This is a genomic window from Rahnella laticis, from assembly GCF_015644585.1.
In the GTDB taxonomy this organism is placed as follows: Bacteria; Pseudomonadota; Gammaproteobacteria; order Enterobacterales; family Enterobacteriaceae; genus Rahnella; species Rahnella laticis.
In genome coordinates, this window is sequence record NZ_JADOBI010000001.1 from 650,613 (window position 1) to 667,597 (window position 16,985).

Annotated in this window: 3 protein-coding genes; all 3 read left to right on the forward strand. The window is 47.5% G+C overall.

The genetic code is table 11. The features are described from left to right. The first annotated feature begins 772 nt into the window (after positions 1-772). The 3 genes from IV433_RS02980 (at position 773) to IV433_RS02990 (ending at position 16,970) form a co-directional block, all read left to right on the forward strand. On the forward strand, positions 773-14,695 hold the full coding sequence (locus tag IV433_RS02980; protein ID WP_195812503.1) for an autotransporter outer membrane beta-barrel domain-containing protein: 13,923 nt from the start codon (positions 773-775) through the stop codon (positions 14,693-14,695). Between the two features lie 162 nt (positions 14,696-14,857). Continuing rightward, positions 14,858-15,613, forward strand: a complete 756-nt coding sequence (locus IV433_RS02985) for a SapC family protein (protein ID WP_195812502.1) — start codon at positions 14,858-14,860, stop codon at positions 15,611-15,613. A 415-nt stretch (positions 15,614-16,028) separates the two neighbouring features. Beyond that, entirely contained in the window at positions 16,029-16,970 is a 942-nt protein-coding gene (locus IV433_RS02990; RefSeq protein ID WP_195812501.1) for an ABC transporter, read from the forward strand. Positions 16,971-16,985 lie beyond the last annotated feature (15 nt).

Here is a 16,985-nt window from a genome sequence, read left to right on the forward strand (position 1 = left end):
TATCATTTTTTATTTACAGCGCTAAGCGAACATCGGTTTATCTGCTTTTTATACAATACTTGTCCTTTAAAGCTACTTCAGAAGAATCTATGCGATTTGTTGATTTTTTGTTTTTATGAGAAAACTATTTAAACGTTTCGGAGTAAAATTCCTAAAGGCATTTTAATAATTTCTTTTGTATTCAGTATCTATAATCCCCCATCTTGAAATTTACCTCTTTAAACTTCCGCTCGTTAAACTTCTATCATTATTGAATTGTAAGTAAGGTTAAGTCACTTGTTAATAAAATGATAATAAAAAGATGTTTTTTTCGGAATTACAAAATAACAAAATGTGCTTAATTCCTGTGAGCTGTTCACGTTAATCAGACAGCATCTTAATGCCTGTCTTTAAAAAGAACCTTTTAAACAGTGGGTTAATTATTCATTCAAATCCATGAAAAACGTGTTTTAGTTTTCCTACATGTATTATTTCGATTTGCCACCTTCTCCAAAAAAACTGGGATCATAGAATTGTCGCCAGTAAGAAATATCCGACTTAAACAACCCTGTCTTCAAGTGAATTAAATTATGCAATATGAGTCATCTATTCATTCAAAAAATCCGCCAGAACGCATGAGAAAACAAAAGATTAAAAAATCCGCATTTAAGTATGAATGTGATTATTTCTAATCACTGCATTCAATGTGCGCTTGTAAGCACCGGGGCTTAATGAGAATAGATTGCTCATAAGTATTTAGATGTACCCACTAAATTGAAAGTGAATTCAATAAATGAAAAGCAAAAAAATTTTTACATACAGTCAGTTATCAAATGCACTATCAAATATTTTATATGCAAATTGTAATGAACCTGTTACTAAGCAGCATAAAAAAATGGGTACATCTAATGAAAGCCTGAGTAGTAATCTGATTGTCAAAATGGTCGGTGCCAGCGCTATTTTACTCAGCAGCGGTTCCTACGCAGCCATTTCTGTTTGGGGCGGTGAGAGTGATGATCTTTGGGGAAATAACTCAAACTGGTCCTCTTTAGTCGCACCTAACGCTGCCGGGGATCAGATTCTGTTTCTGGATAGCGATCCTAATTTTAATGGCTCTTCAATCTCACTGGGTTCATCGATTTTTACCATTGGTACAATGACTATTGCTTCAATGGATAACACGTCCTTTGAGAGTTTCAGTATTGTCGATGGCACGCTCAACCTTGATAATCTTGGCCGTTTATCCGCGATTTCCTTAACGGACAACCGCAGTGCAACCATTAGCTCCAACATTACTACCGCCAATGACCTCATTTTCAGCAACGGCAGTGCCTATGCAGGGAAACTGACGTTGAGTGGTGAAATAAACGGTGGTGGGCATGAAGTGACTTTTGAAAATATTGTCAATTCTTCCATTATTGCCAATGGCGTTATTTCAAATACAAGCTCTGTCGTTAAAGATGGGCTGGGTATTCTTGAACTGAACAATGCCAATACCTTTAATAAAAATTTCACTTTTAATGCAGGCACTATCGGTGTTGGTAATGATAAGGCCTTTGGTTCTTCTCAGATATTGATGGCTAAGAGCGGAAACCAGACTTTCGATGTTTCATCAGGAAGCCGTACGCTTGCTAACCAAATAACTCTCAGTGATGGATTCTCAGTCACTGGTGTCGGCAACTCGCTGAAGTTGAATGCTTCTGAAACTCAGGTTCTTCAACAGAATCTGGGTCTTAACGTAGGTAATGGTACAACTTTAGATTTTGGTTCAGGGTTCAATCTCAGCGGAGCCGCCGGTGTCAATAAAAACGGGTTTGGTTCATTAATACTCGAGTCGAAGAAAAACGATTTTTCTGGCGGACTGATTGTTAACCAGGGGGCCGTCAATACGGGCTCTTTCACCGATACGCTGACTATTGGTAGCACCGCTGGTACAAACCATATGTTGGGAACCGGTGATATCACCCTGTCCGATTCTTCTTCGAACATAAATATTAATTCCACATCCAGCGGCAATATTGATTTTGCCGGCAGTTCTGTTCGCCTGTCGAACGGTGCTGCGATTAACGTGCTCAACGGTGCTTCGACGACGTTGTCCGGAGGGACGATTGACTTTGGTAATACCGCAACCAAAGGCCGTTTAAACATTGCAGGTAATTTGACGTTGGGTAACACCAGTCTGGTGAACGCCAGCGGGGTTGTCCTGACAGTCGTGAAAGATCTGACATTCTTGTCGGGTTCAGCTGCCGCCCAGTCGGGTATCGATCTGATGCTGAACTCAGGCAGCGCGCAAAAAATCAGCGGGCAAGGTGTTTTGTCCGGGATGGGCAATCTGACTAAAACGGGCAAGGGCACTGCAACCGTGCAAAGCGGTCTGGCAGGGTTGGGGGTCTTGTCGTTATCGGTCTTGCAGGGAACGCTGGATCTCGGTAATGCTTTGATAACGACCAACAGCGTCAATCTGGGTGGCGGGACAATGGCTTTGCATCAGGCGAATCAGATTTCGGCAGATGCAATGCTAAATCTCACTCAAGACACTGATTCAACATTAAATTTAAATGGCTTTGATCAAACCCTTGCTGGGGTGAATTCGGCCAATAACAGCGCTCTGACATTCAATCTTGGCGGTACATCTTCGACCTCAAATTCGCTCTTTTTAGGGACGTTGTCCGGCGCAGCGAAGGCATTGCGCATTAGTAACTGGGACGGCACGCTCGATAGCTCATTTGACCACATCAAGGTGGCGGGAACGCTCAGCGCCGAACAACTCGGTTCGATCTGGTTTAAAGGCTTTACTCAGGGCGCCATTCAGGTAGGCGATGATTTACGTCCGTTTGAGTATATGTCAGCAACGTGGAATGGCCTGGCTGGTGATAATTTATGGGATACCGGTGCCAACTGGGTGGGTGGGGATAGCTATAACGTGCCCGACCACGCAGGGACACAGGTCTTCTTTGACAACCCTGCGAGCAATCCGATGAAGTCTGCCAGCATCTCTTTAGCTGGCAATACGCGCACACTCGGTTCTCTGGAAGTCACAAACGCAGCACCTACTTTTTCCAACGGTACGTTGATCTTTGATAGCGGTAGCATTGATAAGCAATCGTCTATTACGGTGAATGCGCTGAATAACCCCTGGGCGAGTTTTAATACTAACGTTCAGCTCAACAGCGATACCTTAGTCAATCCTGTCAGCAAAAATTCATACGCCTATTTTGGGTCTACGCTTTCAGGCCCCGGTCGTTTAATTATCCAGGGTGATGGCACAACCCAAATTACAGCTACTACAACCAATTTGAGCGGCGGGGTTACGCTGAACTCAGGAAGCTTAGTCACCGTGGGCACTATTGGCTCCGGAGATTTATTGATCAACGGGGGAAGCATTGAGAGCAATTTCACTGCCAACGCCGTGGTGAACAATAAGCTGGCAATTGGGGGGGATTTTGAAGCGACCAGTATCGATTTTACCCAGGCCGGCGATATTAACCTGGCTAATGCAAATACGACCATTCAGACCAGCAGGGCGGTTTCCTTTGGCGCTGATGCGAACCTGACCGGTACAGGTTCATTAACACAAACCAGTTCGGGCAGCGCACGCACATCACTGAGCTTGCTAAGTGCTGATAACACCTTCAGCGGCGGGTTATTTGTGTTAAATAACGGCAGCTCCGGCGGCCCGACAACCTCATTACGCAGCACGCTGGATATCGGCCAGTTAGATCCCGGCCATAACTATTTGGGTTCAGGAAATATTACTGTCACCGGTACTTCGCACAGCATTGATGTCAAGAGCAATGGTTTTGACGGCGCGCTTAATGGGTCAGCACTGAATCTTTACACGGGGGGTATTTTTAACTATCTGGGTGGTGGCCTGTTTACGCTGGCCGGTGGTGTTTTGGATGGCGGTGCGACGGGTAAAAGTGGCCTCCTTAATGTCGAAGGCGATCTCAGTTTTGGCGCAACGACACTGGCTTACAGACCCGATATCTCTGTCAATACCAATGGCACCAGCACTTTACGCTCGACCAACGGTGGTAATGTCTCTGGGCTAGGGCATTTCTCGACGTCAGGAACCGGCAGGGTAATACTTGATAGCAGCATTACCAATTTTGCTGCTATAGATGTGAGCATTACTCAGGGTATTTTGCAATTTGGAGCAGATAACCAGGTCAGCTCAACGACAAACTTCATTCTTAGCGGCAGTGCACTTGATTCGACTGATTACGGACAACAAGTCGGTACGCTATCATTGCTGGATAGCGCAGCCATTCTGGTTGGCAATAACGGCGGCATGACTTTCTCATCCGCGCGTAACTCAGCCAGTTACTGGATCGATGGTAAGAGGCTGACGCTTGAGAATGATGGTTCTGACTGGAATCAACCCGGGGCGTCCTATGTACGTTTTATCAGTAACCCTAATTTTACTGCCAGTCAATTTGCCAACATTGCGTTCACTGGCTATGAAAATGGTTCCCACGTTTCTGTCGATCTTTATCCGGGATATTTTAGTTTGTTACCTACTGGTGCAGCAACGACGGAATGGGATGGTTCAGAATCCAACAGCAAGTGGAGTACGGTTGGGAACTGGTTAACCGGTATTACGCCGAATGGCGTGGGGCAAAGCGCCACTATCCGTGATATTGACACCGCGCTTACGGGTAAAACGATTGATGTTGACGCTGACTATACCCTGGGCCACCTTAACCTTGATGCCGTTTATGGTCAGCGTTTTACATTGGGTGGCACAGGTTCTCTCACTTTTAATCAGGGTGCCTCAGATGCTGCACAGTTAAACCACACGGGTAATAGTGTGGCGACCATAGCTGCAAATAGCCATTTGGTCAGTAACCTTCAATATAATGATTCTGTTAATAATACTTCCGGATATTTAAATTGGTCCGGGAATGTTGATGGCAGCGGTGGAATGACCAAAACAGGTGTGGGCACATTACGTATTTCAAGCGTGGGTGACAATACTTATTCAGGTGGGTTCCTATGGAAAGATTCCTCGTTAATACAAATTAATGCCGATGGTGCTCTGTTTGGCAGCGCCGGTTTGACCGTGGGCGACGGAACCAACAAAAACTATACTCTGCAAAATATCGGACAAGGCCACACTGTAAGCAACCCGTTAATTATTAATGGCAATCTGGCATTACAAAATGCCACGGATTTAGGTATTACTTCGGCAAGTAGTACGGGTGGAGCATTAACGTTTACCGGTGACACAACGCTAACTAATGGAATGCATACCATTAGCACGAGCGGCTCGAGTATGTTCAATCTGAATGGTGACATATCGGGAACGGGCGGTTTATCAGTTACTGGTTCTAATCTGGTGATCAACGGCGCGAATAATACTTTCTCCGGGGGAGTGACACTCAACGGAAGTAGTTCGACGTCCGGCCGCGTAACGGTTTCTCAGGATCAGGGGCTCGGCACGGGTATTATCACCATTTACGGAAACACAACGGGTAACCGAATCAATTCAACGGCGGCAGACACGCTTGATTTGAGTAATGAACTCAATTTCAGCGGTGGATTCTCGGCGACAGGATTGATTAACTTTGATCATCATGGCACCAGTAATGTCAGCAACAGAAACGATATTTCACTTTACGATGGTACCGTTATTACCTTTGGTAAGGACCATATCCTCACAGGGACGGGTGGTTTTAACTTTGGCCGAAATTCAGCTTATACCAATAGCGGCAGTATCCAATTATTGGGGCAAAATACCTTTACCGGCGGAGTCAATTTTTCTTCTGGTTATCTTTATCTTGGTGCCAGTTCAACCCTGGACGAATCGGGCAAATTAATTAGCGGCCCTGTGGGCACAGGGGCGTTTGCGTTTAATGGCGGGACATTGTATTCCTGGAGTGACGTTGGCAGCGGTATCACAACGCGCCGTTTATCTAACCAGATACAGCTTACCGATAAAACAACGGTCAACGTCAGCGATGAAGGCGATGCCAATACATTAGTTTGGGACGCTAAAACTCTCGCTTTACCAGACCTGGGAATAAATGTCAGGAAGAACGTAAAACTTTCTATTGAATCTCAGATTACTGATAGCGCTTCTGCGGCTACCAATCGTATCACTTTAGGTGGAACCGGCACGCTTGAACTGAAAAACGGAAGTAACCAGATTTCAGAAGGCGTCATCGTTAATTCGACCGATGCTACTCTGCTGGCAACGGCGGCAGGTGATGTGACGACCGGTGTCGCTGATGAAGGCCATAACTATCTGGGCACCGGGCCATTAACGGTCAGTAGCGGAACGATAAAAATTGCGACCGGAAATGGTTCCACCGTGCGCCTGTCGGGTAACGGTATTGCCATGAATAATGCCGGCAAACTGATTATTGATGCTGGCGCGGATACCGATACCGTTTTTGATACCAACTCATATTTTACCGGCACCAATACATCAGGGTCGATTACAACGTCCGGGCGTCTGATCAAAGAGGGCGCAGGCACGACCACTCAGGTGGGCGCAAAACTGATCACGCCTGATTTGGTGATTTCGCATGAATCCATTCTTTCCCTGACTAATGCCAATCTGGTCAGCGGAGTGGGCACACTGAACATGAACGGCGGCACGCTGGCCGTGAATGGACTCAGCCAAACGTTTAGTCCTTCAACTCAGCTCATTTTGGGTGCAGATAGCCACATCGACTTTGGTACGGGCTCAGCGATTGTCACTGTAGGTTCACTGGGCATGAGCGCTGACGGGAAATCTGTCGGCAGTTCTGACTTCACCTTAAACCTCGATAACTGGGACGGTAATGTCGTCTCGGGAAGCGGTAACGATCGCTTTATCGTGACAAATGGCCTGGCTGATGGACAAAAAATCCAGAATATCTGGTTCACGGGCGGGTATGCACCGGGGGCCAAAGTATTGATCAACCAGACAGGCCTGAATGAACTGGTCCCTAGTGGCGTCGCGTACATTTGGGATAATCATTCAAGCAATGCCATGTGGACTTCATCAAACTGGAATAACCCGGGTGCACCAACGATCAGTGGCAGTGCTGCGGTATTTAGCGATATTGATTCGAATCTTAATGGCAGAACTATCTCGATGGGCAGCGGTGCAACCCTCGGTGCGTTGTCGTTCGAGAGTACACAAAATCAGGCCTTTACCATTGCGGACGGAACGCTGACTTTCGACAGCGCTGTAGAAAACGGTTCTTCATTGATCCGCGTACTGCATAACTCGGCACCTATCATTGCTTCAGCGGTTAACCTGATAAGCAATCTTAATATCAACGAGCTTGAGGCGAGTTCCTCGTTGACCTTTAGCGGCGCAATCAGCGGTGCGAATACCGGTATCACCAAAACGGGGATCGGCACGCTGGCGTTAACGTCCGATAAATCAATCTTCACTAATGGCCTAGATGTCTCCGGAGGATTGTTACAAATCGGCGCGTCGAGTGTAGTGGACAATACTAATCGTATTCTGAGAGGGCCGGCCGGTATTGGTGAACTGACCCTGAATGAGGGGGCGGCGATTCAGGCCATTAATGGTGAGCAGACGTTGCATAACGGACTGACGCTAAACGGCGATCTGATTGTTTTGGGCGATAATGCATTAACACTGGCGGGCGGTTTCGGCACGACGGGCAAATTAACTCAAGCTTCAACGCTGGATATTCAAAATGCCGCAGGCTCACTGACCTTTGGCAATAATCTTCCGCTGGTTGGCGTCACTGATCTGACCAAAGTTGGGGCGGGCACGCTTAACTTTAACTCTGATGGCTCAGGTTTCTCCGGCAACGTCATTGCTCAACGCGGCACCGTAGGTGTGGGCGTCAATAATGGATTAGGTGTGGGGACACTGGCGTTAAATAACGGTTCAACGCTTGCCGCGAACGTAAACGGGCTGACTCTGGCAAATCAGATTATGTTAGGTGCTGGCGCTCAGACGATTTCGACAGGTAATCATGACCTTGCATTGAACAGTAATATTTCCGGGCAGGGTGGTTTTGTCAAAACTGGTTCCGGTGCGTTAACGCTTAACGCCGCCTCTTCATATAACGGAAATACTTCTGTACAAGCAGGCACGCTGAACCTTAATGATGCCGGCGCTGCGAGTTCAGGAAAAATTGATGTCGCCGCAGCGGCCGCAATGAATACCAATTTCTCTAATGCCACACTCAGCAATGCGCTCAGCGGCGCAGGTACCGTTAACATTACCGGCACCCACGTCAACGTGGCGGCAGATAACTCGGCATTTAGCGGTGTGCTGGCTGTTGCGGATAACGCATCAGCAGAAGTGATAAATAGCGTTAATCTGGGTAATGCCAGTATTGCCCTTAACGGCAATGGCCTGTTAACGCTGGCACCGGATGACGCTGACTTTATGTTTAACAATGTGCTTACCGGCACCGGCGTGTTGTCTGTTGCGCTGGGGGGGGGCGATAAGCACCTGACCTTTGGCACTCATACCGGCTCGGCCTTTACCGGAACAGCAGCCATTTCCAGCGGTATTGCCTCACTGGATGCTAATTCATCGAGTGCACTGGCTAACGCCACGCTGAAACTTGATGCTGGCGGTAAAGCACAAACCACGGGCGATTCTTCTGTAGGCAACATGACGTTTAACGGCGGCACATTGCTGACCAATATGGATGTTGCGACCGGTGCACTTGATGGAAAAATCGCTACCAACACGTTAACTCTGAATAGCGGGAACGTGTTGCTGGATCTGGCACCGCTCAATACATCGGCGGGAATTCTGCGTGCCGATGATGGTGTGAATGCGCAGCTTGTGGCCGCTAATTCACTGGCTGGCGATATCAAAAACCTGCAAATGGTTGATGCCAGCGGTGACGTCTTAGGCGCCACCAGCACGCAAAATATTACTCAGGGTGGGAATGTTGTCGCCAAAGGTACGTACTCCGAATCTCTTTCAAGCACAGGAGCCGGTGGCAGTGGGATCTACATTTCTTATCAACTCGATCAGGTTGATCTGCAGGCAGGTGAGACGCTCTCACTCAATGAAGGAAGTGCGACCAGCGCGGCGGCTGAACTAAAAGCCAAAGTCGCAGGTACGGGCAATCTGGATATCGCAGCAACCAAAGCGATTACGATTTCTAACACCAACAATAGTTACAGCGGCTCAACCACGGTGACATCCGGGACTGCAAAAGCCGGAGCCGCAAACGTATTTGCCAGCAGCGGTGCTGTCGATGTCAAACAATCCGCTGTGCTGGATATGAACCTCAATGCGCAGTTGCTGAATAATTTAACCGGTGCAGGTTCTGTCCTGGTTTCGGCCGCACTGACGGTCAATAACACAGCAGACACAATTTTTAGCGGTTTGCTGAATGGTAATGGCGGCCTGACGAAAACGGGCAATAGCCAACTTGCGTTATCCGGAGTGAATACCCTGAGCGGCGCAACACAAATCAATGCCGGCAGTATTAAAGCCCTCAACAATAAGTCTCTGGGCAACTCGGTCGTGACAGTGGCTTCAGGAGCAAATCTGGAACTCGCGTTCAGTGATTTAGATTTTGCTAATACGCTTGCAGGCCAGGGGACAGTTAGCGTTTCTGGTAGTCAGGTGGCGATTACCGGCACGAACACCTTAGACGGTAAGTGGGACATTACAGGAAGCGCCAGTGCACATTCAGCGGCTAATCTGGGCGCCGCTGGCGTTAATCTTAATGGCACCGCGAGTCTGTTGGATTATTCGGCTGTCACAGGTAATGCCACCTTCGGCAATGCGCTTACGGGAACTGGCACCCTGATGACGTCGCTGACAGATACTAAAAACACCTTTGATTTCGCATCGACAGCCGGTAATGCCTTTGCCGGTACGTTTGATATGAAGCAGGGTACTTTCATGCTGTCCGGCGGTAATACTGCCGCGCTAACTCACGCTGTGTTGAAAGCCGATGCGGGTTCAGTGATTAACGTCGGTGCCGGTAATCAGCAGATTGGCGGTTTGAATCTGGCGGGCGGCAAGATTATTTTTGACGCTACGATCCCCGCTCAGACTCAGGCAAACGGCATCGTTACCGCGCAGTCTTTGAATATCAATGATTCCGGGACCGTGCAGATTTCAACTCCGGACGTAAAAAATGCCCATCCTGCGTTGCCGACGGAAACTAACCTGTTATCACAAGATGATTCAGGCGCTATCACCAAACTTGCGGCAGCGGGTTCGATTATCGGTGCGGGCGGTGCGGTAACGTTAGTCGATCAAAACGGTCAGGTTATCAGCGACAACGAGCAGATTGGCGTGTTCAACGGCGCAACGAAAGTCGCCATTGGTACCTATGACTATCGTCTGAATACCAGCGATAACAATGATGGGTTATATGTTTCCTATGCGTTGAAAGGCCTGGAATTACTTGATGGTCAGACACTGACCTTCACGCCAACCGCGGGTAGTACCGGCATAGCGACGGATATGTCCGCGACGATAACGGGTGGCGGTAATCTGAATATTACTGCGGGTGCGGGTAATACTGTTTCCCTGACGAACTCATCAAACAACTATACCGGCGCCACATCAGTGACCAGCGGGTTACTAAAACTGGGCTCTGATAATGCATTGGGGAATACCACGAATCTCAGCCTGGCACAGAACGGCCTGGCGGATATTAATGGTTACACACAAACTGCCGGCAGCTTTACCGGCGCGTTGGGGTCAATGCTTAACCTGAGCGGCGGTACACTGGCGCTCACCAAGGGTGGGAGTTCTGCTGGCAAATTAACGGGTGCAGGCACACTTGCCCTTAACGGCAGTGATTTTGCGGTGACGGATGCGAATAAAGACCTGACTGCAAATGTGACGATTGCCTCTGGTGCTTCTGCCACTTTGAACAATGTTTCGGGGCTGGGTGATACAGGAACGATCAACACATCGGGTGATTTGATTCTCAACGGTGCGACCGGAACGCTCAGTAAAACTGTTGCAGGTGCCGGTACTGTTAACCTGTCATCAGGCAGCAAAGTCATACTGTCCGGTAATAATACCCTGGCAGGAAGCTGGAATATTGCTACAGACAACACGCTGACCGCTTCTGCGGCACAAAATCTTGGCTCTGCCGCGATCAACAACAGCGGACAATTTAACGTGGGATCCAGCACCGACTGGGCGCTGGGAAATGCGTTAACCGGTAGCGGTCTGCTGACCAAAAACGGTACCGGCAATCTGACGATTGACAGGGCGAATAACCGCAGCGGCAAAACAGCCATCATGGCCGGTCAATTAACGCTGACTAATACCGACGCATTAGGGTCTGGTTCAGTCAACGTTGACAGTAACGCCGCTGATACCGCTCAGGGGCTGAATCTTGCCTTCGACACGGCACAGCGTTTTGTTAACGACCTGGCCGGTTCAGGAATAACGTCCGTGACAGGAGCGGGCATTGCCACCATTGCGGGGGCTAATGCAGGTTATACCGGTAAATGGAATATTTCAGGCAAGGCGGCGGTTGATTCACTGGCACAGAACAGCAATACCAATCTGGGTACAGGTGGCGTAGACCTTACAGCGAAAGGCTCTCTGGATATCATCACGGCGGATGCATTTGTCTTTAACAATGCGCTGACCGGGCAAGGTGTTCTGAATATCTCTGATAGCGGCAAAGCGTTCAGCTTCGGCATTGGTACCGGGAGTGCGTGGGCAGGGACAGCCGCGCTGAGCAACAGTACCTTTGATCTGTCCGGCGATAACACCACGGCGCTGAAGAATGCCACCTTGTCGATTGGCAAGAACAACGTCACGACCGTGGGCGAGGGTATTCAGCACGTGGGGAATGTGACGCTGGCAGGCGGTACGATCGATTTCAGCAGCACGACTATTCCGGCAGACGACAGTGCGACAGGCAGTATTTCTACGGGGACGCTTGCGGTCACCGGTGAAAGTCAGGTTGTGATCAATGCGACCTCGGCTACGCAAATCATTAACCCGAACCCTTCCGGATCCATGAGCATTTTGGAGCAGGATGACGATATTCAAATCAAGCTGATCGACGCGGCAGCTATTGCTGCAGGTTCATCAGCGGGCAATCTTGTGATGGTTGATGAGAATGGCAATCTGATCACAGATTCAAGCACTACTGATGTCATTGAACATGGTAGCAGGGTGGCGCAGGCAACATTTGACTACACCCTTACGTTTGGTGATAACAATGACGGTCTGTATGCCGGTTATGGTTTGAAGCAGCTTGATATCCAGGCGGGTGAGCAACTGACCTTAACGCCGGACGCCGGGGCAACGGGCGCGGCCTCAGATCTGAGTGCCAAAGTCACAGGCAGTGGCAGTCTGGCAATTAACGCCGGTGCCGGGCAGACAGTCTCACTCTCTAACAGCACCAATAACTATCTGGGTGAAACCGTAGTACAGAGCGGCACATTGAAACTTGCCGCTGATAATGTCCTGGGCAACACGACTCACCTTGCTATCGACGGAGGCGCCACTGTCGATATGAATAATCAGTCACAAAGTGTGGGTGCGCTTTCTGCCTATTCCGGAAGTGTGCTGAATCTCGACGGAACACTGACAATTAACGATAGTCTGCGGGCTGATGCGGCTGACACAGCGGGCGGGCGTATTGATAAAAATACCCTGTTCGGCGGCGGCACTCTTGTTATCGACCCATCCGTTGTGAATATGAATGGTTCACAGATGGGCTTTACTGGCCAGATTGACGTTAACAATGGCTCACAGTTAATGCTCAACAGCGCAGATGCGCTGGACAACGCAAGGGGTATCTCTTTACTCACAGAACGTGACCGGGTGACCTTCGCGGATATCTCCGGAGTAGATAGCACATGGACATCGGCTCTGAATGGCGTCGCCAAAGTGGGCTTCTCAGGGATGGGCAACGTTGAACTGCGTGATGGTTCAGATATTACGGTAACCGGTGATAGCTCGGCGTTTAGCGGCACGTTTGATGTTGCCAGTGGCACGTACCTGAGAGCTTCTGAAGCCAAGAATGTGGGCAGCGCAGATATCCAGCTTGAAGGCAATTTTGTCGCCAATAACAACCTCGACTGGACATTCCAGAACGCCATCACTGGCAACGGTGAGTTTGAGAAAACGGGCGGTGGCACACTGCTGACTGACTCGGCGTTCAGTAACTTCAAAGGCAAAACGACCGTCAGTGAAGGCGTGTTAATACTGGGTGACCGCTCAACCACGGGTTCAACAATGGCAGGTGATCTGGCGATTGGTGCCAACGGCACGTTCTCCGGTATGGGTAATGTCAACGGTTCTGTGGTTAACCAGGGACGCATTGTTTCTTACAACGTGTTACCGGGCATTAATGGTGCTGGCGACAATGAAGTATCGAATCTGACAGTCGGCCCATTAACCAACCCAGGTTTAATTCAGCTGGCGGGGGCAGAAGTCGGTAACACATTAACGGTCACCGGTGGCCTGACTGGCGCGGGCGGCACGATAGTGCTCAATACCGAGCTTGGAAACGATTCATCTGTAACGGACAAACTCATCCTCGATGGCGGCCAGACGACAGGGACAACCTCACTGATTATTAATAATCAGGGTGGGGTGGGCGCGAAGACGGATCAAGGGATACTGGTTATCGACGCGGTGAATGGCGCGACGACAGAAAGCGGGTCATTTGCACTTTCATCCGCGTCTACAGGGTTCCGCAGTACTACGGGCACACTGGCAGCAGGTGCGTATGACTACAGCCTGGTGCGTGGTGGCAATAACGGTAATGCAGAAAGTTGGTACCTGAGTTCCGGAGCAGCGGGGGATACAGGCGGTGACGCTGAAAATCTTCGTCCTGAGCCTGGCGTCTATGCTGCCAATATGCTGGCTGCACAGAACATGTTCCAGATGACGTTGCACGATCGTGAAGCTTACACCCGTGCAATGGGTGAGAAAGGAACGGAGAGCGAACACTCTAGCTGGGCCCGTGTGACAGGGAATCACTCAGCAAGTCATATGGCTGATGGTACTCTCTCTAATGGCTTTGACATGGTATCAACTCAGATGGGCGTTGACTTGCTTAGCCGCCCGAACACGCAGTACGGTTCATTATATGCCGGAGTTATGGGCGGCTGGGGTAATGCAAAAACCTCTTCAGAGAACCGTTATTCGCATAAGAAATCTGGTGGCTCTGTGAATGGTTATTCCATGGGCGTTTACAGCACCTGGTATGAACAAGACAAAGGCCTCGGTGGCGCGTATGTCGATTCCTGGGCACAGCATGACTGGTTTAACAATGAAGTGCATGGCGATGGTTTACGGGGCGAATCCTATGGTGCCCAGTCAGACACTATGTCTTTAGAAACAGGCTATGCTTTTAAACTGAGTGATAGCGATACCACCAAAGTGTTCCTGGAGCCACAAGGGCAGGTGGAGTATTCATCTTACCGTGCTGATCATCACACTGAAGCTGGGGGAACAAAAGTTCGCCTTGAAGGCGGTAATGGTCTGACCTCCCGCGCCGGCGCACGTCTTTACAGCGTTCACTCGTTGAAAAGCGGCCAGACCGTGAAACCTTATGTAGAAGTCAATTATTGGTACACACAAAATACTGGCCATGTCGTAATGGATAATGACGACATAGCGAATGGATCGCCGAAATCTTATGGCGAAATGAAAGCGGGTGTTGTTAGCGAAGTCAGCCGAAATCTGCAAGTTTCTGCGCAAGTAGGCGGGCAGGCGGGCGATAGCCACTTCTCATCAGTACAAGGACAAGTCGGAATAAAATATTCCTGGTAAGAATATTTTATTTAATAGAGAAGTAAGCACCTGTTATTCACAGAGTGCTTACACTTTATTTGCTTAAATAAATAATGTTTTTCAAACGAATTTAACTAAGAATGGTTAAGTCCCATTAATGTTTATATATAAATGAGTCTGTGGACTCTGTCAGGATTGAAAATGTCTAATACTATGTTGTTCTATAAAAATGTTACCGCTTTATCTCGTGAAACACATAAAGCATTAAAATTAGAGCCTGTTACCGGTTTTGAAGTTGCATCTAACACACACTGGGTACCCACTGCGGGTGTTGAGTTTTATCAGGCATCTCCGCATTACCCTATTGTGTTTGTGGCTGATGGTAATGAAGATAAAACGGCAGAAATGCCCATTATTCTGCTAGGCCTGGAAGCCGGGAAAAATGATTACGTGGCAAAAGATTTCTCCTGGAAATCTGGAACCTATTTACCCGCGTTTATTCGACGTTATCCTTTCGTCATTGCTGCTGAAAACCAGGATGCAGAAGAATTCACCCTCTGTTTTGACTCCGCTTTCGCTGGTTTTAATGAGAAAAAAGGTAAACCGTTATTTAGCAAAGATGGTTCAAACAGCGAATTTTTGGAGGAATCAATCCAGTTCATTAATGGCTTTAATGCGGAAATGAAACGTACCCGCGAGTTTGTAGACTGCCTGAATAAACACCAGCTGCTTGAAAAGCGTTCTGCTCAAATTATAAGTAGCTCAAAAGTGCCATTTAACGTTCAGGACTTCCTGGTCGTCAGTGAAGAAAAAATGGCAAAACTGGAAGGTAAGGCATTAGAAGAGCTTAACCAAAAGGGTTATTTGGGTTGGATTGTTGCCCATTTAATGTCGCTGAGCAACCTGCCTAAGCTTTTAGATATGCATTTAGAGAAGAAAGACGAAAAGAAAGCATAACATTTAAAGGTTAATCAATGACTCACCAATAGAGTTATTGAGAATATATGGCCATAATTCAATGCAGAATGATGGCCTTATATGATTTTTATTTCATATTTTGCTGTAATGCCAGTCGGTGATTATTTATCTTTAGCATATTATTTCTGGATTATCTAAATTGACTTCAATAATGTGGATGATTATTATTTTGACACTAAAGATTATTGACTTTTTTTACATGATGTATTGATGTGTTCACACTTTTAAGTTCGCTTCTACAGTTTATGCAGACCCAAACTCTGTATAAATTAAACGTGGCATAATGATTAATATTTGACGTTTGGCGCATGTAATCTAAACCCTCTGAGTTAAATTTTTTATCGCCGAGGGAATTGTGTTTCATGAAAATAAATAGAAGATGTAGCGAATAATAATGCAATTTTTTACTGTGTGGTTGTCCATTAATTTAAAGTGCTTGCAAGACCGGTTGTTTGGGTATCTATATTCTTTTTTGTTATTTCTACAAAGGTTATCATTTAGAAAACATATCCCGGTTGAGCTTTTATTGCGTTTTTTAAATGCAAAACGGTTATTCAGGATTTCATCACCTCACCAGAGGAGACTTGCTAACGTTGCTCATGAAAATCAACGCTGTCTGCTTGGCGATAAAATTCATATAGATTTTACTCTGGCCTCTGAGAGGAGAGAAATTTTAGATTATGCGGCGACATACGGCCAGAACAAGGAAATAATTGCGCAGCTTAATAGTTTTTCTGACCAGCTTAGTGCAGTCGTTAAACCACTGCATGATTCAGGTATACCGGTCGTTCTTGCTCCGATGCATATGGTTTCAGATATCCTTGCAGGCATTATTGCAGCAAATGTTTTTCCCGGAAAAGGGACGATCATTGTTTCATCTAATGCAGAGGATTATCAGGAGAAAGACAGATCGAAGGCAGGGGTAAATCTCACATATTGTTCAATACACAGTAATAATGAAGGAATTGCTAATAATATCATGTCGACCTGTTTTGATGCGGCTGAGCATAAAACGAATATTATTTTATTTCCTGATATTGTTCCTGAGTATACGCACAGTTCCGGAGCCCAGTTTTCTTCGAAAATAAAATGCAAGTTATTTAATCGCTCAGCAAATATACACAGCGGTGTATATCGGCTAGCCAGAACTCTATCGGCAAAAATAGTGTTTTATCATCTTTATTTTGACGATGGATTAAAGATCTACGTACACACTCCTTTGGAGAGCAAGGATGCTCCTGTAGAAATCCCTAAGTTGATTGAAAGTGCTATTACACGACACCCTCAGGATTGGTTGTTATGGCATCTTCATTCATTATATTTCATCAATAAATGAGTTAAGCAGTAGAAT